Here is a 20,511-nt window from a genome sequence, read left to right on the forward strand (position 1 = left end):
CCGTTTTCCTTTGTCTTTAAAAAAACGAACAAAAACATCTTTTCAACACACTTGAGATTCAGAATGAGGGAGAGGCGGCAGACCTGTGGGAAACGTGTTTTCGTTTTCCACAGGGATAGCGGAGCGTCCGCCTCTCCCGGAGCCGCAAGTGGGCAGGATCGCCAGTTTCAGGAAGGGTCGGTTTTGCTATTTGAGCAGGAAGCTTTTGTTTCTGCAGCGCGCTTTTGCCGTTTGCTTTGATTCAGTCGATAGCTTTCGCCGTTCATCTCCAGGATGTGGACATGATGGGTCAACCGATCCAGCAGGGCGCCGGTGAGGCGCTCGGAGCCGAAGACCTCCGTCCACTCCTCGAACGGCAGGTTGCTGGTCACCATCACTGAACCCTGCTCATAGCGCTGGCTGATCACCTCAAAGAGCAGCTCAGCCCCCGTTTTGGAGAGTGGGACGAAGCCCTATTCGTCGATGATCAACAGCTTGTGTTTACTCAACTGACTCTGGAAACGCTGCAGCTGCTTTTCGTCGCGCGCCTCCATCAACTGGTGTACCAGCGACGCGGCAGTGGTGAAGCCAACCGCCAACCCCTGCTGACAGGCGGCCAGGCCCAATCCCAACGCAATATGGGTTTTCCCGGTTCCGCTGTTGCCCAAGGCGATGATATTGGCTCGGCGCTGAATGTATTCGCAACGCGCCAGCTCCATCACCAGAACCTTGTTCAATGAGGGCATGGCCAGGAAATCAAAGGAGTCCAGGCTCTTGATGGTGGGAAACCGGGCTTGTTTGATACGTCGCTCCACCATGCGCCGCTCCCGCTCAATCAACTCCAGTTCGCTCAGTCGCAGCAGGTATCGGCTATGATCAACGCCTTCCGCCGCGCACTGTTTGGCGATCTTTTCATATTCTCGATAAAATGTGGGCAGTTTGAGCGCTTTGAGGTGGTGCGCCAGGAGGATCTGCGGAGAGTCGTTCATGGTTGCTCTCCTGACGTCAACGCGGCGTAATCCCTGGCGGATGTACGCGCCACATGCACTTCGGGCAAAAAGGGATATCGGGACAGATCCAAACGGAGCGGACGTTGTTCAATGTGCCGGATCAGCAGATGTTTGACCGCCTCAAAGCCAATGGCGCCCAACTTCAACGCCTGTTGCACGGCAAAATGGACCTGTTCAAAGGAGAACGTCTCCAATAGGCGCAGAACCTGAATATATTCCCGCTTGCCCTTTTTACCCAGGCGGGACTCCATCAGACGGCGCAAGGTGGCGAACTCATCTGGCAGTTCCCATCCTTGCAACGGGGCGGCTTGATCCAGCGCCCTGGGTTTCTCCTCCAGCAGCGCCAGATAGTGCAAGGGGTCATAGATGGCGTCCTCACGCGCATAGGAGCGTGGATGCCGGGCAATCACCTCAGCGCCACAGGCGATCACCACTTCGTGGATGTAGCCCCGCACCTGCACATCGTGAAAGCCATAACGCACCGGAACCGAATAGTCATTGGTTCGATAGCGCACCAGCGCCTGGGATGTGACCTTGGCGCTCACCTTCTCGCAAGCGTCGTAGGGAATTGGCGGCAGCGGCAGGAACGCCGCCTGGTCTGTGGAAAATCGTTCTCCGATACTCCGCTGACAGCCTCGCAATGTCTGTTGACGACGCTCCAGGCATTTCTGGCGCAGGTGAGCGTTGAGCGCATCAAACGATTCAAAGCGGGGAGCCGGGACCATGAAGTTGCGTCGGGCGTAGCCGACCAGCCCCTCGACCTTGCCTTTGTCGTTACCTCGCGCCGGGCGGCCAAAGCGGCTATCGAACAGGTAATGGGATTGCAGCCGGATCATCTCTTCGGTCAGATCTCGGCGACCATCCCGGTAAACTTTGACCACGGCGATGCTGGTGTTGTCGTACAGAATGCTTTGGGGAACGCCGCCGAAGTGATCACAGGCGGCGTTATGCCCCGCACAAAACGCTTCCGTGGTTTCCGCGGGGAAGCCCATAACGAAGCTGTCGTCGCTGTAGGGCAGACTCATACAGAAAAAGTGGATCTTGCGCTCCACGCCGCCGATCACGCCGTGCGTTTGCCCAAAGTCCACCTGGGCGTGTCCGGGCGCATGGCTGAGGGGAACAAACTTCTCTTTCAGATGCAGACGCTTGCCGCGCACATACTCCTTGACCGCGCCATATTTCCCGTCGTAGCCGTATTCATCGCACAGCCGTTCATATATCCGCTGCGCGGTGTGGCGCTCCTTCTTGATCTTCTCCAGATCGTTCTTGAGAATCTGATCTATGAACCCGGTGAACGGCCCCAGTTTGGGCAATCTGACCGGCTTGCTCCGCTGGTAGCCTGGCGGCTCAGGGTTCTCCATCATTTTGCGCACCGTGCGCGGATCCAGCTCAAAGGCCTCCGCCGCCTTGCGCTTGCTCATCCCGCCTCTGGTTACCGCCAAACGCACTTCTCTGTACATGCTCACTGAATACATCCTCCCACCCCCTGACCCGGAAACTCTATGACTGAGTTTTCTGAGTTAGAGAGCTTTTTCTGGTGTGGGATTTTTGGACCGCCATTTTTGGACGATCCAAGCTGTTTCAGTGATGCATTTTTACGGCGCCATTCTCACCACACGGAGGCGTCAGGAAATAGGGATTGTGATGATGCGGAAACGCATCCTCCCGATGAACATGGCCTGACGGCTCTGGCGAGCTGACCGCATCGGACTCCGCCGACGTCACGGCTGCGGGCTCTGGCGCAGCGGCGCTGTCGGTCTCACGCGTAGCCAGACGCGGCGCGTTTGCGCTGACGCTTGGCGACACCGCCTCAGAGGGGACCTGTCCGGTTTGCGCCATGGAGGGCGCGCCATCTGACTCGACAGACGCAGGCGGCGCGGCTTCCTGATGGCGCGCCACACGATCACTCCAACGCCGACGCCGCTCATTGGCCAAGAAGGTCGGCGGATCCGGCGGCGCCTCCCCCGCTGGCGTGTACTCTCCATAGCCGCCCCAACTGGCGCGCAGATGGGGGCGATATCGCCGTCGCCATAAAATCCACGCACGCCGACGCAACACACCGCCCTGCTGCGTAAACAGAAACATGACGGCCACGCTGGCCATCAGCACAAACATCAGCAGAGAGTTGCCGCCGCTGACAGGCGCCTCGGCGGACGCCGCCACAACCTGTTCCACACGCTCCTTGGGCTGCGTGTGTGCGCTTGATTCCATCTTGGGCGGATTGTGCGTCGTGAGGCTGGCGTCTGCAGGCTGCTCAGCGACGGACGTCGGCGCCGGACGCTCATGTGACTGGGCCACATTGGCCGACGCCATCACGGCAGTCGTTGTCTCACCCTCAGCAACCGGCTCATCCATGCGCAGCGGCGTTGATGTTTGAGCCTGCGCCTCCTTCGGCGCGTCAATGACGCCTGAATCGACTGATTGCGCAACGGCTTCCGTCGCACCGGCCTTGACGGGCTCGGATAACGTTTGAGACGCCTCCCCGTCTTGTTCTGTCAGCGGCGGCGGCGCGCTCTGCGACTCTTGCCCGGACGCGGAAACGTTGCCCGGCTCCGTTTCCGCAGCGGCTGGCGCGTCGCCAATCTCTTGTAATAACGCATCGATAATGGCGCGCTCTTCGGCGCTTTGGGCGAATGCGTCAGCCGTCTGCGTCTGAGGTTGAGACGGCTTGATCACGGGCGCCTCAGCAGCGTCGCCGCGACGCAGAAGAACCCGTTGTATGCCATCCGAGGCCGCCCCATCCCACTCGAGATTGACGCGCCGTTTTGGCGGCGCGCTGGGACGCCCAATCTGCAGCAGGGGCGATTGTTCAGCAGAGGTTTTGTCGTTATCGAGCTGAAATGACCAAAGCGGCGCGAATCCGGTTTCGTCCCCTGCGGCGCCGCGAGAATTCTGCGCTTGAACAGACAAGGGAGCGCACAGCAGCCCCCAAGGCGAAGCCCGCCAGGCTTAAGCTGCGCAGAAAGAGGGGGGACCTGCTTTGTGTATATCGCGCCATGATATCAGCCGCTTTGTTACATTGAGCGAAAAACCGGCAAGGAGAATCCTCTCACTTCGTCCGGCAACTGTGCGCAATTACGGCTTTGAAATGGGCTTCTCAACAAAACAGAAGCGTGCGCAGAAACCACTATTAGACAAACGATAACATATTCACGAACAGCAAGAGAAACACTTTTGCAGGTGAGAATGGCGCCGTAAAAATGCATCACTGAAACAGCTTGGATCGTCCAAAAATGGCGGTCCAAAAATCCCACACCAGAAAAAGCTCTCTAACTCAGAAAACTCAGTCATAGAGTTTCCGGGTCAGGGGGTGGGAGGATGTATTCAGTGAGCATGTACAGAGAAGTGCGTTTGGCGGTAACCAGAGGCGGGATGAGCAAGCGCAAGGCGGCGGAGGCCTTTGAGCTGGATCCGCGCACCGTGCGCAAAATGATGGAGAACCCTGAGCCGCCAGGCTACCAGCGGAGCAAGCCGGTCCGATTGCCCAAACTGGGGCCGTTCACCGGGTTCATAGATCAGATTCTCAAGAACGATCTGGAGAAGATCAAGAAGGAGCGCCACACCGCGCAGCGGATATATGAACGGCTGTGCGATGAATACGGCTACGACGGGAAATATGGCGCGGTCAAGGAGTATGTGCGCGGCAAGCGTCTGCATCTGAAAGAGAAGTTTGTTCCCCTCAGCCATGCGCCCGGACACGCCCAGGTGGACTTTGGGCAAACGCACGGCGTGATCGGCGGCGTGGAGCGCAAGATCCACTTTTTCTGTATGAGTCTGCCCTACAGCGACGACAGCTTCGTTATGGGCTTCCCCGCGGAAACCACGGAAGCGTTTTGTGCGGGGCATAACGCCGCCTGTGATCACTTCGGCGGCGTTCCCCAAAGCATTCTGTACGACAACACCAGCATCGCCGTGGTCAAAGTTTACCGGGATGGTCGCCGAGATCTGACCGAAGAGATGATCCGGCTGCAATCCCATTACCTGTTCGATAGCCGCTTTGGCCGCCCGGCGCGAGGTAACGACAAAGGCAAGGTCGAGGGGCTGGTCGGCTACGCCCGACGCAACTTCATGGTCCCGGCTCCCCGCTTTGAATCGTTTGATGCGCTCAACGCTCACCTGCGCCAGAAATGCCTGGAGCGTCGTCAACAGACATTGCGAGGCTGTCAGCGGAGTATCGGAGAACGATTTTCCACAGACCAGGCGGCGTTCCTGCCGCTGCCGCCAATTCCCTACGACGCTTGCGAGAAGGTGAGCGCCAAGGTCACATCCCAGGCGCTGGTGCGCTATCGAACCAATGACTATTCGGTTCCGGTGCGTTATGGCTTTCACGATGTGCAGGTGCGGGGCTACATCCACGAAGTGGTGATCGCCTGTGGCGCTGAGGTGATTGCCCGGCATCCACGCTCCTATGCGCGTGAGGACGCCATCTATGACCCCTTGCACTATCTGGCGCTGCTGGAGGAGAAACCCAGGGCGCTGGATCAAGCCGCCCCGTTGCAAGGATGGGAACTGCCAGATGAGTTCGCCACCTTGCGCCGTCTGATGGAGTCCCGCCTGGGTAAAAAGGGCAAGCGGGAATATATTCAGGTTCTGCGCCTATTGGAGACGTTCTCCTTTGAACAGGTCCATTTTGCCGTGCAACAGGCGTTGAAGTTGGGCGCCATTGGCTTTGAGGCGGTCAAACATCTGCTGATCCGGCACATTGAACAACGTCCGCTCCGTTTGGATCTGTCCCGATATCCCTTTTTGCCCGAAGTGCATGTGGCGCGTACATCCGCCAGGGATTACGCCGCGTTGACGTCAGGAGAGCAACCATGAACGACTCTCCGCAGATCCTCCTGGCGCACCACCTCAAAGCGCTCAAACTGCCCACATTTTATCGAGAATATGAAAAGATCGCCAAACAGTGCGCGGCGGAAGGCGTTGATCATAGCCGATACCTGCTGCGACTGAGCGAACTGGAGTTGATTGAGCGGGAGCGGCGCATGGTGGAGCGACGTATCAAACAAGCCCGGTTTCCCACCATCAAGAGCCTGGACTCCTTTGATTTCCTGGCCATGCCCTCATTGAACAAGGTTCTGGTGATGGAGCTGGCGCGTTGCGAATACATTCAGCGCCGAGCCAATATCATCGCCTTGGGCAACAGCGGAACCGGGAAAACCCATATTGCGTTGGGATTGGGCCTGGCCGCCTGTCAGCAGGGGTTGGCGGTTGGCTTCACCACTGCCGCGTCGCTGGTACACCAGTTGATGGAGGCGCGCGACGAAAAGCAGCTGCAGCGTTTCCAGAGTCAGTTGAGTAAACACAAGCTGTTGATCATCGACGAATTGGGCTTCGTCCCACTCTCCAAAACGGGGGCTGAGCTGCTCTTTGAGGTGATCAGCCAGCGCTATGAGCAGGGTTCAGTGATGGTGACCAGCAACCTGCCGTTCGAGGAGTGGACGGAGGTCTTCGGCTCCGAGCGCCTCACCGGCGCCCTGCTGGATCGGTTGACCCATCATGTCCACATCCTGGAGATGAACGGCGAAAGCTATCGACTGAATCAAAGCAAACGGCAAAAGCGCGCTGCAGAAACAAAAGCTTCCTGCTCAAATAGCAAAACCGACCCTTCCTGAAACTGGCGATCCTGCCCACTTGCGGCTCCGGGAGAGGCGGACGCTCCGCTATCCCTGTGGAAAACGAAAACACGTTTCCCACAGGTCTGCCGCCTCTCCCTCATTCTGAATCTCAAGTGTGTTGAAAAGATGTTTTTGTTCGTTTTTTTAAAGACAAAGGAAAACGGCAAACCCCGTTGTGCGCTACGCGCCCAACCAATGCCCAAGTGATGCATTATTGCGGCGCCATGGTGCTGCATTTTTCGGGCGCCATTGACACTCAGCGCTGGATGCAAGCCGCCGCACAAGGGGGCGACGCCCGCGCCGAGCATATCCTGGGGCTGATGCGCCATGCGGGGTGGGGCAAGACAGCGGATCACGAGGCTGGCTTGCGCCTGATTGACAGCGCCAAGGGGCATGGCGACCTGCTGGCGGGCTTGAGCCTGGGCGATTGCAACGCGCTTGACGCCGCAGTCAACCCGGATGCGTTTGTGGATCTGCAGACTTACCGCCGCCTAGCGCGCAAGGGCTTTGGCCTGGCGGCCTATCGTCTGGGGGTATGCCGCTTACGCGGTCTGGGCGTTGAACAGGATTATATCGCAGCGCGCCGCTGGTTTGCGCTGGCCGCCAAAGAGGGGCTGGCCGATGCGCAAAACGATCTGGGGCTGATGCACCATTTGGGTCTGGGCGGTCAGATCGATCTGTCGCTGGCGGAACGCCTCTATCGTGCGGCCATAGCCAACGGGCATGCGGGCGCCCAACACAATCTGACCAAGCTTCCCACCAACGCCAAGTCGCCGCAATAGAGTCGCTAGCATCCAAAAGTGAACATATGGGCGCTGGAAGATATCGAGGGCTCCGCCCTCCAGCTCCCAAGATCAACAGCCACACCTTGGGGCTCTGCCCCAAACCCCGCTGGGGGCAGCGGCCCCCAGCCCCCGCCGCCGACCAGTCGGCGGCCTATAGTCAGAGCAAGCCGGGCCGACGTCACGCAAACATTGCGTGTTTGGATATGTATCATTCTGAATTCAAGCGACTATAGAGCCCCTCAGTGACAGCCAATCGGCACGCCTCGACACAATGCGCCAAACGCTGTTTGCATTTGATCTTCAAAACAGCCGGGTAAAAACAGCGTACAGCGGGCAGAGACAATCGAACGCAACCGGAGCGCTGCGGGAGGATGAGGCGAGATTTCCAGGGATGGAGCGGTGGGAGAGTACGCGCCAAAAGCGCGCTTAACGGCGACAACGCAGTAGAACGCGTCAGACAAGCGGTCCAGCAGAGTGCGTAATCAGATATTCTCGTGGGCGTTCTCATGCAGATCGTCATGCATCCGCGACTGCATGCCTCTGCGCAGCGCCGGATAACAGCAGATCAGCGTATAGGCCAAGCCGGCAAACAGCAGAAACATCACTTGCATGAACAGCACGGTGTCATTGGACGCCGAATCGATATAACACGCCGCCTCGGCCCCAAACGGAATCTGCAGGAAGGGCGCTTCCTTGACGTAAGGCAGGTAGAACGATTCCGCCTCGTTGACGTAGACAAGTTGACACAACTGCAGCGGGAAGCCATCGCCGATCATATAGAGGTAGATGGCTGTAGAGAAGAAGCAGCCCAGAACCCCACACAACAGCACAAACAACACAGTGATGACGGAATTTTTAGATAAATAAAAATTGTACGTCGCTTTTTGCGAGCGTACTGAAACCAGAATCTTCATGATTCTTAACCCCCAATTTCAGCCATTTAACCTTCCAGGCCCTTCCCTGATTGGCAAGTCGCGCTGTGCGCTTGGAGCCATTTCAAACAAATGACATCACCGCCTGACGGAAACCCGTATGGCTCTTCAGTTTGCCCGACCACCCTGGCCCATACGCCGGCTGCGGCTACAATTTGCACGCACGATCAAGAGGTCAGCAAGAGGAGGGAATCTGAGCATCTCTAGACGCAGAAACCTTTTCCCACCTTGTAGACTATTAGCAGAAGTTTCTCAATTTGTGAAGCCTATCATTATTGTTGACCATCAATATCCACAGGCGTTAACCCAAGCGGACAAAAGCTGATTTTATGCCAACAAAACAATAACTTTCCCCCCAACAACAATACGCTGCCCGGGAAAACGGCTCCTGACTTTACCGCTGACGCCCACAAGCAGTCGCCCAGGACAAGAGGGCGCAAAGGCGTTCTGAGCAAGGCCCATGCTGAATCGATTCAATGGAGAGTCATTGTTTTCGTGAGCGCGCGCAAAGGCGCCCACAGAGCATGCAAGGGAGAGACTGAACGAAGCAGGTAAGAGGAATATAGTCGCTAGCATTCAAAAGTGCACATATGGGCGCTGAAAGATATCGAGGGCTCCGCCCTCCAGTTGCCAACATCAAAATCCAAACCGTGATTCGGGCCATCCTGCCGAATCGTGGGCGCTGCCCACACCCGCTTAAGGGTCTCAGACCCTTAAGAATCCCGCCAAATTTCCATTGGAAATTTGTCCCAATAGTCAGCGCAAGACCAACCAGTGTCACGCAAACATTGAGCGCTTTGGATTTGTGTCATTCTGGATTCAAGCGGCTATAGAGCGTGAGCCAAAGAAAAAAGAGACACTGGAGCGGAAACAGGCCAACGCGTTGCGACGGAGCAAAGCTCGTCGGCTAAACTCCGTGAAGCTGGATGACCTCCAGCAAGAGATTCTTTTTGACCGGCTTGGTCATGTGGAAATCACACCCTGCAGCCAGAGACTTGCGCTCATCCTCCTGCATCGCGTGGGCGGTCAGGGCGACAATGGGCGTGGGCGCGCGGTTGCGATCACGCTCCATCCGCCGAATCTCCTGCACCGCGGTCAGGCCATCCATCACCGGCATCTGCACATCCATAAAGATAATGTCATAGCGGTTGTCCGCCCACATGTTGAGCGCCTCCTGACCATTGGCCGCCAAGTCCAACACATGCTGTGTGCGAGCGAGAAATGCGCTGATCAATTTGCGATTGTCTGCGGAATCATCCACCACCAGCACACGACGGCCCCTCTGAGGAGACCCTTGTGGCTGCGGAGGAGCGCTCTGCTCGCTGACCAAGCCGCCCCCCTGCTCCACAAACTCCCGTTGCAGCCCCTCCACCTCCTGATGCGTCGCCGCGCGCAAGGGAATACTGAACGAAAACACGCTGCCCCGCCCCTCTTCGCTCTCGGCGCGCAGCATCCCGCCCAGAGCCTCCACCAAGCGGCGGCTGATGGAGAGTCCCAACCCCGTGCCGCCATACTGTCGCGCCACCGAATTGTCCGCCTGCTCGAACGGGCGGAAAATCCGCTCCATCTTGTCAACGGCGATGCCGATGCCGGTATCCACCACCTCAAACAGGACGCGCTCATCCGCCACTGCGCTCAGCCCCATCCAGACGCCGCCGCTGCGGGTGAATTTTCGGGCGTTGCCGAGCAAATTGATCAGCACTTGCCGAATGCGTTGCCGGTCCCCCACCACAAACTGCGGCAGCTCGGGGTCATAATAGAAATCCAGCGCCACCACGCGCTCCTGTTCCGACTTGAATTGAAAGATCTTCAGGGTCGTGACGCCCAACTCGTAGAGGTCGAACGCGCACTGCTCCAGCGCCAACTGTCCCGCTTCGATCTTGGACAGATCCAGAATGTCATTAATCAAGGACATCAACGCTTCGCCGGCGCTGTGCATCACCATCAGATGATCACGGCACTGGGTGGATTGCGTCTCTTCCAGCAGCAACTCGCCCATGCCCATGATGGTGTTGAGCGGGGTGCGGATTTCGTGGCTCATATTGGCCAGGAACTCCGATTTGGCGCGGTTGGAGGCATCGGCGCGCTCCTTGGCCCGCCGCAGTTCCGAATTGAGCGCCTCCCGACTGTCCAACTGCTCGGAGAGCTTCTCTTGTAGCGTGTTCAATTCCTGCACATTGCGCTGTAGCTCACGGGTGCGGTCCTGCACCTGCTTTTCCAGCTCGGCGCGATACTTCTCTTCGAACATCAGCGCATCGAGCTTGCTCACCCCCATCTGGGCGATCACTTCGGTCAGTTCGACCAAAAACGCCATGCGCCGTTTCACCTCCTCCCGGCTGATGATGGGCACTTGGCTCAACGCCTCAAAATAGGCGGGTTCATCAAGCCCGAACTGGCGCGCCTGCTGATGGAAATAGTCGGTATCCGGCGCTTGAAACAAGAACTGCCCGATGAAGAAATTCGCCATGTGCTCACCGCGCACGCGAATTGGCGCGGCCACGTCCACCAGCCCGTTTTTGCATTGATAAACGTTATACTGATTGCCCTCTTTCAGTTGCCCGGCCAGGATGGTGTCGCTCTCGGTGCAGCGCTGCGCCGTGCCGGGATTGACGCGGTGGAACTGCATACACACCGGCTGCCAGCCGGTGGCGATATGCACATGGCCATCCAGACTGAGCAGCGCGGTGGTGGAGCCGGTCATGCGCGTAAACCCCTCGCAAATCCGCGTCAGAACAGGAATATCAAAAATCTCAGTGAACGCGTATTTCACACCGCCCTCTTTTCAATACAACCACAGCCGACACACACCTCTTCCACCGCAAGGCGACGCCGCCCACGCGCGCAAACCAACGCCTCGCCTGCACGCCCCGGATTCGCATGCACAGCCTTTTGTAGCCCGACAAAGAGTACAAAATATTTTGGCGATAGTCCTCTCTCCGTTCAACGGATTCCGTCGCGCCTGAACGCGCGCGCCATCATGCGCTGCAAGCGGACCGCACAAATAGAGAGGCGACGAAAAACCGTCATCTCCATTCTGCATTAACCCGCCATTTATTTTTTCAATCGCCTATAATGGAGACACTGTTCACATATTTTTGTTGTGCTTTCACCCAGTTCCGACGCAGAACCATGCGCCGCTGAAAGCGCATCAACGCCCTGGAGGAGCCATGAAAAGCGCTACGACTCATTCCTGGATCCGCCGCACGCCGCTCATTGGCCTGCTCTGTATTCTGATGACGCTGGCCACCGCCGCCAGGGCGCAGGAGCCCGCCCCTGCTCACGCCAGCCCCACTGCGGCCGCCCCCAAACTGGCCTACCTGGTCTCCGACCTGCGCATTCCCTTCTGGCGCATCATGGCCCGCGGCATTGAGCACAGCGCCAAGGCGTTGGGCTATCAGGTCACCGTCATGAGCGCCGAAAACGACGCCCGCAACGAACTGCAGCACGCCGTGACGGCGCTAAAATCCGATATTGTCGGCCTCATTGCCTCCCCCACCAACTCCGCCGCAGGCGCAACCATTCTCAAAATGGCCGCCAAAGCGGGGGTTCCGGTGATCATCGCCGATATCGGCGCCGACGACGGCCACTACGTCTCCTACATCTCCTCGGACAACCGCCAGGGCGCCTATGAAATTGGCCTGGTGTTGGTGGAGCGACTGCGCGAACTCAATTGGATGGATGGCTCGGTGGGCATCATCGCCATTCCGCAGAAGCGCGAGAATGGTCAGGCGCGCACGCGCGGCTTCATGAAAGCATTGAGTGAAAATGGCGTGCGCGGGGCCGGATTGCGCCAACAGGTCGACTTCTCCCGCGACGAAACCTACAAACACGCCCGCGCGCTGATCGCCGAACACCCGGAGATGCGCGCACTGTGGCTACAAGGGTCGGATCGCTATCAAGCCGCCCTGGACGCCATCGACGATAGCGGCAAAACCGGCCAGATCCTGCTGCTGACGTTCGACGCCGAACCGGAGTTTCTGCAGCTGATCCCCCAAGGCGCGCTGGTGGGCGCCGCCATGCAGCAGCCGTTCCTGATGGGCGAAAAAGCGGTCAGCACGCTGCATCGCCACCTGCTTGGACAGCGCGTCCCCCGCGAGATCCAGCTGCCGATTCTCGCCATCTCCGCCAACAATATCGCCGAAAAACTGCCCATTATCCGCCGCAACGTGTTGGGGTTGAATGAGGGTGGATGAGTCATGAACACATGGCTGAAACGGCTGATTGCCAAGCAATCCATCTACGTCGTCATCGGCGTCACGGTGATTGTGTGCGTATCGCTGGCCATGAGCGCCCACGCCCTGCATCACTATCAAACCGCCAAAACGGACATCCAACACCGCATGCACGCCAGCGCCACCCGCAGCGTACAGTTATTGGAGCGCAATCTGGCCGACCTGATCGAATCCTATTCCATCTTCGCCTATGAAAAGCTGCTGCATAACGAAATGGATCGGGAGAACAATTTCGCCATCGTGGTGAACAATAGATTGATGGCGGAGGTGGCGGGACAAGCCGAATACGTCAGCGGCAAAATCCGTGACGCCGATTGGCGCATCATCGACTTTGAGGCCAATAATTCCACGCATAAGAGGCTCCTTCAAACGAGTTATTTTAGCGAGACCAAACCCATTCTCGACGCCGACGGCGTCCCCATCGGTCGTGTGACCATCTACTTCTCCGACCGTGACCTGAACAAAACTCTGCGCGCCATTCTCACCGCGGACGTACTCAGCGTGCTGATCATCTCGCTGCTGCTGTTTGTGGGCATCTTTCTGCTATTCCATCTGCAGATCATCCAGCCGATTCAGCATATTGCCCACGCCATGGAGCATAGTGACGCCGATGGCATCCCGCGCAGTAATATCGAACCCATCGGCCCGCGCGAGGTGGTGTCCGTCATCGGCGCCATCAACCGCGTGTTGGATCTGATCCGCGACTCCCGCGCCGAATTGCATGGCGCCAAGAACCAACTGGAGCTGGTGCTGAAGGGCAGTGGCGACGGCGGTTGGCATTGGGATATCGCCACCGATCGCACGCAGGTGGATGAGCGCTGGTGCGCCATGCTGGGCTACACGCTGCAAGAGGCCCCCAGCGCCTTTGCCCAGTGGCGCCAACTGATCCACCCGGACCAGCAGCAGCAGGTGCTGAAAAAATTGGACGCCTATCTCCACGGCCACGCCAGCGACTATGAGTGCGCCTATCAGATGCGCGCCAAGTCGGGTCGCTGGAAGTGGGTTCTGGCGCGCGGCAAAGCCTCGCGCTGGGACAAACATGGCCAGCCGGTGGAGATGGCGGGCGCCCATAGCGATATCGACGCCGCCAAACGCCTGGAGGGGCAACTCAAAGCCAGTGAGGCGCGCTTCCGCACCTTCTTTGAAAAGAACAAGTCGGTGATGCTGCTGGTGGAGCCCAGCTCCGGCAAGATCGTCAACGCCAACGACGCCGCCCAGCGCTTCTACGGCTTTGGCCAGAAGGAGCTGATCAACCTGCCGCTGGATGCGCTCACAGTGAATCCCGAGCCCGACATGCAGCGCGTCTGCCAGTTGATTCTGCAAGGGGAGCGCGACTACTTCCACTTCACTCACCGCATTGCTTCCGGAGAGCTGCGTCAGGTGGAGTTCTACGCCACCCCGATCCACTCCAGCAGCGGCAAGACGCTGTTTGTCATTGTTCACGACATCACCCAGCGCAAGGAAGCCGAAGAGGCGCTGGCGTTCGCCCGGCAGCGCCTGGAGAACATCCTGCAGGGCACTCAGGCGGGTTCGTGGGAGTGGAATGTGCAGAGCGGCAAGACCATTTTCAACGCCCGCTGGGCGGAGATTGTGGGCTACACCCTCGAAGAGTTGGAGCCGGTGAGCATCGACACCTGGCTCAACCTGGTCCACCCGGATGATCTGAAACACTCTGACGCCCAGTTGCAACGTCTGTTCAAGCGAGAGAGTCAATACTACGAGTGCGAAGCGCGCATGCGCCACAAGTCGGGCCACTGGGTGTGGGTTCTCGACCGCGGCGCAGTGGTCTCCTGGAGCGATGACGGCAAACCGCTGTGGATGGCGGGCACTCACATCGACATCACCCGCCTTAAGAGCGCCGAAGCGGCGTTGGTGGCCGCCAAGGAGGAGGCGGAGGTGGCCAACCGCGCCAAGAGCGAGTTTCTGGCCAATATGAGCCATGAGATCCGCACCCCCATGAACGCTGTGCTGGGCATGAGCGAGTTGGCCCTGGAGCGGGAGCAGGAGTTGCACTCGGAGACGCGGCGCTATCTGCAGATCGCCCACAGCGCCGGCGAGACGTTGATGTCCATCATCAATGATATTCTGGACCTGTCGAAGATTGAGGCGGGACGCATTGAGTTGGAGTCCGCCGTGTTTGATCTGCATGAGTTGATTGATGGCGTGATGGAGATGATGGAGGCGCACGCAGGGGAGAAAGAGTTGCGCCTGCGCGCCGAGCTGGCGCCGCAGACCCCGCGCTGGGTGCGCGGCGACGCCCTGCGCTTGCGTCAGGTGCTGGTGAACCTTCTGAGCAACGCCATCAAATTCACCGAACACGGGCGCGTCACCCTCCAGGCCAATCCTGCGTCAACAGACCGCATCCACCTGGGCGTGCGGGACACCGGCATCGGCATCGCGCCGCACCGGCTGGAGTCGATCTTCGACAGTTTCAGCCAGGAGGATGTCACCACTTCGCGGCGCTTTGGCGGCACCGGCCTGGGGCTCACCATCTCCCAACGCCTGGTCAATCTGATGGGCGGCGCCATTCGGGTTGAGAGCGAACCAGAGCAGGGCAGCCTGTTCGAATTCACCATTGATCTGCCCAGCGCGCCCGCGCCGCACCACGCCGCTGACCACGACGGCGACCACTCCCCGACGCGCTCATTGCGCCTCTTGGTGGCGGAGGACTCCGCCGACAACCGCCTCCTGGTGGAGGCCTATCTCCGGGACGGAGGACACCAACTCACCTTCGCCGAAAATGGCGTTGAAGCGGTGGAGTTGTTCCAACAGGCGACGTTTGATCTGGTGTTGATGGATGTGCAGATGCCGCAGATGGATGGCCTGGCGGCCACGCGCGCCATTCGCGCCTGGGAGAAGGAGCAGACGCGCGACCCCACGCCGATCCTGGCGCTCACCGCCTACGCCATGGCCAATGAAATACAACAAATTTTGCATGCAGGATGTGACGACCACGTCGCCAAACCGGTGAAAAAGAAGACGCTGCTGCGGGCTATTGAAGATCATACCGAGCGGAAGGACGCCTGACTCAGGCCCATGGGCCAGGGCATGGCGCTTGACGACACAACCTGGTTTCCGCCACAATGGCCGACGGCATTCAACATAACGCGGGAGATCAGGCTATGCAAAAGCTGCCCAAATTGGTGCGTTTTCTCATCACCCACGCTGTTACCGGCTTTGTGCTGGCCTTTGTGGCGGTGCAGTGTTTGATCCTGTGGGATGTGGATCAACTGGGCAAACTGCTCTCCGGCGCAGAAAACGGCGGCTTGGCGCAGGTGATTCTCACCTTCTTCCTCGGCCTCACCTTCGCCTCGGTGCAGATGGGCGCGGCGGTGATGCTGCTGGCTGAACGTCCGGTTCCGCCCAATCGCGGCCGCTTCATCGAACGCATGCGTCGCTGGATGGCGCCGCCCAGTTCGCTGGGGCTGAAGGGAGCCGTGAATCCCAAGCCCTGAACTGAACGGCGCCGCTCGCATCGCCTGACACGTGGGATACAACGCAAAAACCCCGACGCTTCCGTCGGGGTTTTTTTGTGCCTGGGCGATTCCGAACGTCTTTGCTGATATCGCTATGCGAAACCAAAATTGCACAGAACAGCCAATGCTTGCGTGACGTAGGCCCGGCTTGCGCTGACTATAGCCGCTTGAATCCAGAATGACACAAATCCAAAGCGCTCAATGTTTGCGTGACACTGGTTGGTCTTGCGCTGACTATGGGACAAATTTCCAATAGACATTTGGCGGGATTCTTAAGGGTCTGAGACCCTTAAGCGGGTGTGGGCAGCGCCCACGGTTTGGATTTTGATGTTGGGAGCTCGAGGGTGGAGCCCTCGATATCTTTCAGCGCCCATATGTGCACTTTTGAATGCTAGCGACTATATTGGCCGCCGACTGGTCAGCGGCGGGGTGATTCGGGCCATCCATGGCCCTCACCCTTCGGGCTCGTTGTGCGAGTCCGATTTGGCAATCCTGCCAAATCGTCTGGGGGCCGCGCCCCCAGCGGGTGTGGGCGGCGCCCACGGTTTGGATTTTGACCTTGGGAGCTCGAGGGCATAGCCCTCGATATCTTCCATCGCCAAAACCGCCACTGTTCAATTCTGCATTTGACTGAGTCTATATCGAGCAGTCACAGCGCTTGCGCTCAATCGTGGGAGCCGCCCTTCATGATGCGCCCCTGCTCGCGCTTCCAGTCGCGCTCCTTGGTGGTGGCGCGTTTGTCGTGCATCTTCTTGCCGCGCCCCACGCCAAACTCCAGCTTCAGCTTGGAGCCCTTCCAGTAGCACTTGAGCGGCACCAGGGTCAGACCCTTCTCCTGAATCAACCCCACCAAGCGCTTGATCTCATAGCCATGCAGCAGCAGTTTGCGGGTGCGAAACGGCTCGTGATTGACGTAGCCGCCATGGCTGTAGGCGGGAATGTGGCCATTCATCCACCACGCCTCGTTGTTGCGCACCAGGCAGTAGGAGTCGCCGATATTGATTTTGCCGTTGCGGACCGACTTAACCTCGGTGCCGAGCAACTGCACGCCCGCCTCGAAGGTGTCGAGAATTTCATAGTTGAACCGCGCTTTGCGGTTCTCGGCGATGACGAGAATGGACATCTGCAGCTCTTTTCAGCGCGGCCATTTGGCCTAGCGCAAGGTTTTCAAATAGGCGATCAGCGCCATGCGCGCCGCATCGTCGCGCACGCCGCGGAACAGCATGCGCGTGCCCGGCATGCTCCCTTGAGGATTATACAGGAAACGGTAGAGTTCGCGCTCGTCCCAACGCCAGCCGCCGCGATGTTTCAGCTCCGCCTGGAATGCCGGGGAGTAGCAGAACCCCCGCGCCTTACCCGCCGCGCGCCCCACCATGCGCCACAACGGCGGCGCCAACAGCTCGCGGCTCTTGCGGCTCAAATCGTGGCACCCCTGGCACTTCTGCGCCTCACGTTTGCCCACCAGGCGCCACTCCTTGCCCAAACGCCCGCGCTTATCGCGCAACGACTTGTAGACAGTATCGTAATTGTCCGGCGCCAAGGAGCGATCCACCGGCGACGGCTCGTCGCGCAGGGTCATCAGATAGTCCAGCAGCGCCGCGCGCTCCTCCGGGTTGCTCAACCCCGCAAAGCCCGACGCCCCCCCCGGCAACACCTCGTTGGGATTGCGCAGATAACGATCCAGATTGTCCCGACTCCAGATCAGGCACTCGGCGCCGGTGACGTCGCGAAACGCGCGCGAATGGGCATAGCGCGAGCCCCCCGCCAGCGCGTCCACCACCCCCCACAGCGGCGGGCCGGAGGGCCGCACCGCCCGCGCCGAGGTCAGATCGTGACAGGCGGCGCACTTCTGCGCCAAGGCGCGACCGCGATCATCATAGGCTGGCGGCGGACCGCTGACCATCTCCGGGGCCTGCTGGCGCCACTGCTCCTTGATGGCGCCGAAGCCCAGCGCCAGCGCCGAGAGCAGCACGATGGCCACGATCACCGTGAGGATGTCGCGATCCTGGTTCATAGGGCACGCCCGTCCTCACGCGCCCCCGCATGACCGCTGTGCGCCCATGCCCTCACTTGAGCGGCAGCCCCAGGCGCGTCAACTCATCACGCAGATTGGCGCGCGGGGCGTCGCTCATGGGCAGCAGCGGCAGACGCAGCTCGTCGCGGCAGAAGCCCAGCATGGAGACCGCGGCCTTGACCGGGATCGGGCTGGTTTCGCAGAACAGCAGATTGTTGAGAATCAGCAGCTCCTCGTGCACCGCGCGGGCCTGGGCGATCTCGCCTTTGTTCCAATGCTCGTAGATGGCGCTCATGCGCTTGGGATCCAGATTGGAGGCCACCGAGATCACGCCGGAGCCGCCAATGCTCAAAAACGGCAGGAAGGTGGCGTCATCGCCGGAGATCAGCGAGATCTTATCGCCGCACAGACGGTGAATGTTGCTGCACTGCTCCATATTGGCGGTGGCTTCTTTGATCGCCACCACGTTGGGCAGATCCGACAGTTGCGCCACGGTCTCCGGCAGCATGTTCAGGGCGGTGCGTCCGGGCACGTTGTAGAGCACGATGGGCAGCTCCACCGCTTCGGCCACGGCCTTGTAGTGGGCGATCAAACCGCCTTGGGTCGGTTTGTTGTAGTAGGGCGTAATTAACAGCGCCCCATCGGCCCCGGCGCTCTGGGCGAACTTGGTCAGCTCGACGGATTCGGCGGTGCTGTTGCTGCCGGTGCCCGCCAGCACCGGGACTCGACCGGCGACGATTTCGATACAGGCGGTGATCACCGTCTTGTGTTCATCGTGGGTCAGGGTGGCGGACTCGCCGGTGGTGCCGCAGGGCACCACGCCGTCGACGCCGCCAGCCAGTTGGTACTCAATGTGCGCGGCAAAGGCGTCGCGGTCAAAGACGCCGTCGGCGAAGGGAGTGATCAAAGCGGACATCACGCCTGGAAACATGGCACACCTCAAAATTTGCTGGATTCGGCGCGTCGCGCGACGGAACCGAATCGACCACACGTTGGAATCGTTGGAGACGGCGGCAGTCTAAAGGATGCGAACGGGAAAGTAAATTTCGCTCACGTTCGGCAAGCGAGCCGGGATCAATCGCCGCATCAAGCAGGCTTGGCTTGCAATCGAACCACAAACCGCCTATCTAATGGGTGAGGCGGCTTTTCCGCTACGCTAAACACTTGTTCGTTATTGTGTTTGTCTACCCTCTAAAAGGAGAGTTATTGTGAACGATCGTCACGGTTTTGACCCCCGCGCCACAGCCCGCGTCGAGACGATGGGCCGAGCGGACGCTCGGGCCGCCGGACTGGATTTCACCGCCGACGCGGCCGCTTACCTCAAACAGGTCTACGCCTACCTGGCGCTGTCCATGGTGTTTGGCGTGATCGGCGGCTGGATGGGCATGCACAGCCCGTTCGCCCTGCAGAACCCCATGCTGGTCAGCTTCATCGGCCTAGGCGCGGTGATTCTGGCTTCGTTCGTGCGCAACACCGCCACCCTGCTGCTGGCGGCGAGCGCCCTGGGCTTCTCCGCAGGCCCCATCATCGCCTACTACGTGGGCGCGGGTATGTCCCACATCGTCGGCCAGGCCGCCTTCATGACCGGCGCCGCCTTCGGCGGTCTGTCCATGTACGCCCTGACCACCAAGCGTGACCTCTCCATGCTGGGCGGCATGCTCATGGCGGGGGTGATCGTGCTCATCGTCGGCGGTCTGCTCAACGCCTTCCTGTTCCAGTCGGGCGCCATGCAGTTCGCCATGGCCGCCATGGGCGCGGTGATCTTCTCCGGCATCATCGTGTGGGAGACCCAGCAGCTCAAGAACCAACCCTGGGCCATCCCCCCGGGGTCGGCGGCGCTGTCCATGTACATCAATCTGTTCAACCTGTTCATCTCCCTGCTGCAGATCCTCGGCATCATGGGCGGCGATGACTGATCAGGACCATCTCACCACGGCCTATGCGACCCTGACCAGCTCCGGCTGGTCAGGGCCCGGCCCCGCCCTGGTGGTGCTGGGGGCGTCGCAGATGCTCTACGCCCTCCACCCGAATGGTCGGGTGCGAGGGCGTTTTGTCATCTCCACCGCCGCCAACGGCTTCGGCTGCCGGGAAAACAGCTATCAGACCCCCACCGGGCTGCACTCTGTGAGCGATATGATCGGCGCGGGCGAGCCCTTGGGGCGTCTGTTTCGCGGTCGCCAGCCTCTGCCGGTGCGGGTGCTGGAAAGCGAAGATGAGACGCAGGATTACATCACCACCCGCATTCTGCGCCTGCGCGGCGCCGAGCCGGGCGTCAATCAGGGGCCGGGAGTGGACTCCTTCGAACGCTACATCTACATCCACGGCACGCCCTACCTCGAGCGCCTGGGAATCCCCGCCTCCCATGGCTGCATCCGCATGCGCGGCCAGCACATCCTGACCCTGTTCGATTGGCTGAAAAGCCCTGGCGCGCCTGTGTTGATTCTGCCATAAATAGCCTTTTTGAC

General features: G+C 59.6%; 15 protein-coding genes and 1 pseudogene. 8 read left to right on the top strand and 8 right to left on the bottom strand.

All coding sequences use genetic code 11. The annotated features are described in order from the left end of the window. Positions 1–167 precede the first annotated feature (167 nt). The 3 genes and pseudogenes from istB (MAIT1_RS18855) to MAIT1_RS18865 all read right to left on the bottom strand — a co-directional run bounded on the left by istB (MAIT1_RS18855) (position 168) and on the right by MAIT1_RS18865 (position 3,665). Positions 168–968: pseudogene (gene istB, locus MAIT1_RS18855) on the bottom strand (IS21-like element helper ATPase IstB). Further along, on the bottom strand, positions 965–2,464 hold the full coding sequence (gene istA, locus MAIT1_RS18860) for an IS21 family transposase (RefSeq protein ID WP_143814765.1): 1,500 nt from the start codon (positions 2,462–2,464) through the stop codon (positions 965–967). Before istA (MAIT1_RS18860) ends, istB (MAIT1_RS18855) begins: the two are co-directional and overlap by 4 nt. A 106-nt stretch (positions 2,465–2,570) precedes the next feature. After that, positions 2,571–3,665, bottom strand: a complete 1,095-nt coding sequence (locus MAIT1_RS18865; RefSeq protein ID WP_143814961.1) for a hypothetical protein — start codon at positions 3,663–3,665, stop codon at positions 2,571–2,573. 642 nt (positions 3,666–4,307) lie between these two features. Between MAIT1_RS18865 and istA (MAIT1_RS18870) the strand changes: the two genes are divergently transcribed. The 3 genes from istA (MAIT1_RS18870) (at position 4,308) to MAIT1_RS18880 (ending at position 7,389) form a co-directional block, all read left to right on the top strand. Further along, a complete protein-coding gene (gene istA / locus MAIT1_RS18870; protein ID WP_143814765.1) occupies positions 4,308–5,807 on the top strand; it encodes an IS21 family transposase in 1,500 nt (499 codons plus the stop codon). Further along, positions 5,804–6,604: an IS21-like element helper ATPase IstB gene (istB, locus tag MAIT1_RS18875; protein ID WP_085440234.1), complete on the top strand. Its 801-nt coding sequence runs from the start codon at positions 5,804–5,806 to the stop codon at positions 6,602–6,604. Before istA (MAIT1_RS18870) ends, istB (MAIT1_RS18875) begins: the two co-directional genes overlap by 4 nt. Before the next feature lie 227 nt (positions 6,605–6,831). After that, positions 6,832–7,389 (top strand): tetratricopeptide repeat protein, encoded by a 558-nt coding sequence (locus MAIT1_RS18880; protein WP_158089621.1) that lies wholly within the window; start codon positions 6,832–6,834, stop codon positions 7,387–7,389. Positions 7,390–7,874: 485 nt separating this feature from the next. Here the strand turns inward: MAIT1_RS18880 and MAIT1_RS18885 are convergent, their stop codons facing one another. Both MAIT1_RS18885 and MAIT1_RS18890 read right to left on the bottom strand, forming a co-directional pair. Continuing rightward, positions 7,875–8,306, bottom strand: a complete 432-nt coding sequence (locus MAIT1_RS18885) for a hypothetical protein (protein WP_085446218.1) — start codon at positions 8,304–8,306, stop codon at positions 7,875–7,877. 925 nt (positions 8,307–9,231) lie between these two features. Further along, on the bottom strand, positions 9,232–11,094 hold the full coding sequence (locus MAIT1_RS18890) for a PocR ligand-binding domain-containing protein (protein WP_085446219.1): 1,863 nt from the start codon (positions 11,092–11,094) through the stop codon (positions 9,232–9,234). Between the two features lie 397 nt (positions 11,095–11,491). On the opposite strand from MAIT1_RS18890, the gene MAIT1_RS18895 reads away from it, so the two are divergent. The 3 genes from MAIT1_RS18895 (at position 11,492) to MAIT1_RS18905 (ending at position 16,011) form a co-directional block, all read left to right on the top strand. Then, on the top strand, positions 11,492–12,517 hold the full coding sequence (locus MAIT1_RS18895; RefSeq protein ID WP_198947958.1) for a substrate-binding domain-containing protein: 1,026 nt from the start codon (positions 11,492–11,494) through the stop codon (positions 12,515–12,517). A 3-nt stretch (positions 12,518–12,520) separates the two neighbouring features. Beyond that, positions 12,521–15,583 carry a PAS domain-containing protein gene (locus tag MAIT1_RS18900; protein ID WP_085446220.1) on the top strand — a complete coding sequence of 1,021 codons (3,063 nt, stop codon included), beginning with the start codon at positions 12,521–12,523 and terminating at the stop codon, positions 15,581–15,583. 95 nt (positions 15,584–15,678) lie between these two features. Beyond that, positions 15,679–16,011: a hypothetical protein gene (locus MAIT1_RS18905; RefSeq protein WP_198947959.1), complete on the top strand. Its 333-nt coding sequence runs from the start codon at positions 15,679–15,681 to the stop codon at positions 16,009–16,011. Positions 16,012–16,696: 685 nt separating this feature from the next. Here the strand turns inward: MAIT1_RS18905 and smpB are convergent. From smpB to dapA, 3 genes are read right to left on the bottom strand one after another with little or no spacing between them, the layout of a single operon-like run. Further along, on the bottom strand, positions 16,697–17,155 hold the full coding sequence (smpB, locus tag MAIT1_RS18910; RefSeq protein ID WP_085446221.1) for an SsrA-binding protein SmpB: 459 nt from the start codon (positions 17,153–17,155) through the stop codon (positions 16,697–16,699). A 30-nt stretch (positions 17,156–17,185) separates the two neighbouring features. Continuing rightward, on the bottom strand, positions 17,186–18,046 hold the full coding sequence (locus MAIT1_RS18915) for a c-type cytochrome (RefSeq protein ID WP_085446222.1): 861 nt from the start codon (positions 18,044–18,046) through the stop codon (positions 17,186–17,188). A gap of 52 nt (positions 18,047–18,098) precedes the next feature. Next, positions 18,099–18,977, bottom strand: a complete 879-nt coding sequence (dapA, locus tag MAIT1_RS18920; RefSeq protein WP_085446223.1) for a 4-hydroxy-tetrahydrodipicolinate synthase — start codon at positions 18,975–18,977, stop codon at positions 18,099–18,101. Between the two features lie 277 nt (positions 18,978–19,254). On the opposite strand from dapA, the gene MAIT1_RS18925 reads away from it, so the two are divergent. Further along, positions 19,255–19,962 carry a Bax inhibitor-1/YccA family protein gene (locus tag MAIT1_RS18925; protein WP_085446224.1) on the top strand — a complete coding sequence of 236 codons (708 nt, stop codon included), beginning with the start codon at positions 19,255–19,257 and terminating at the stop codon, positions 19,960–19,962. After that, positions 19,955–20,497, top strand: a complete 543-nt coding sequence (locus MAIT1_RS18930; RefSeq protein WP_085446225.1) for a L,D-transpeptidase — start codon at positions 19,955–19,957, stop codon at positions 20,495–20,497. The genes MAIT1_RS18925 and MAIT1_RS18930 overlap by 8 nt, the downstream gene beginning before the upstream one ends. The last annotated feature ends 14 nt before the right edge of the window (positions 20,498–20,511 follow it).

It is taken from the genome of Magnetofaba australis IT-1 (assembly GCF_002109495.1).
GTDB classification, from domain to species: domain Bacteria; phylum Pseudomonadota; class Magnetococcia; order Magnetococcales; family Magnetococcaceae; genus Magnetofaba; species Magnetofaba australis.

Excerpts from the sequence above, each read along its gene's own strand:
- istA (WP_143814765.1), bottom strand. The coding sequence starts at position 2,464 with ATGTATTCAGTGAGCATGTACAGAGAAGTGCGTTTGGCGGTAACCAGA.
- istA (WP_143814765.1), top strand. The coding sequence starts at position 4,308 with ATGTATTCAGTGAGCATGTACAGAGAAGTGCGTTTGGCGGTAACCAGA.
- istB (WP_085440234.1), top strand. The coding sequence starts at position 5,804 with ATGAACGACTCTCCGCAGATCCTCCTGGCGCACCACCTCAAAGCGCTC.
- MAIT1_RS18880 (WP_158089621.1), top strand. The coding sequence starts at position 6,832 with ATGGTGCTGCATTTTTCGGGCGCCATTGACACTCAGCGCTGGATGCAA.
- MAIT1_RS18885 (WP_085446218.1), bottom strand. The coding sequence starts at position 8,306 with ATGAAGATTCTGGTTTCAGTACGCTCGCAAAAAGCGACGTACAATTTT.
- MAIT1_RS18895 (WP_198947958.1), top strand. The coding sequence starts at position 11,492 with ATGAAAAGCGCTACGACTCATTCCTGGATCCGCCGCACGCCGCTCATT.
- MAIT1_RS18900 (WP_085446220.1), top strand. The coding sequence starts at position 12,521 with ATGAACACATGGCTGAAACGGCTGATTGCCAAGCAATCCATCTACGTC.
- MAIT1_RS18905 (WP_198947959.1), top strand. The coding sequence starts at position 15,679 with ATGCAAAAGCTGCCCAAATTGGTGCGTTTTCTCATCACCCACGCTGTT.
- smpB (WP_085446221.1), bottom strand. The coding sequence starts at position 17,155 with ATGTCCATTCTCGTCATCGCCGAGAACCGCAAAGCGCGGTTCAACTAT.
- MAIT1_RS18915 (WP_085446222.1), bottom strand. The coding sequence starts at position 18,046 with ATGAACCAGGATCGCGACATCCTCACGGTGATCGTGGCCATCGTGCTG.
- dapA (WP_085446223.1), bottom strand. The coding sequence starts at position 18,977 with ATGTTTCCAGGCGTGATGTCCGCTTTGATCACTCCCTTCGCCGACGGC.
- MAIT1_RS18930 (WP_085446225.1), top strand. The coding sequence starts at position 19,955 with ATGACTGATCAGGACCATCTCACCACGGCCTATGCGACCCTGACCAGC.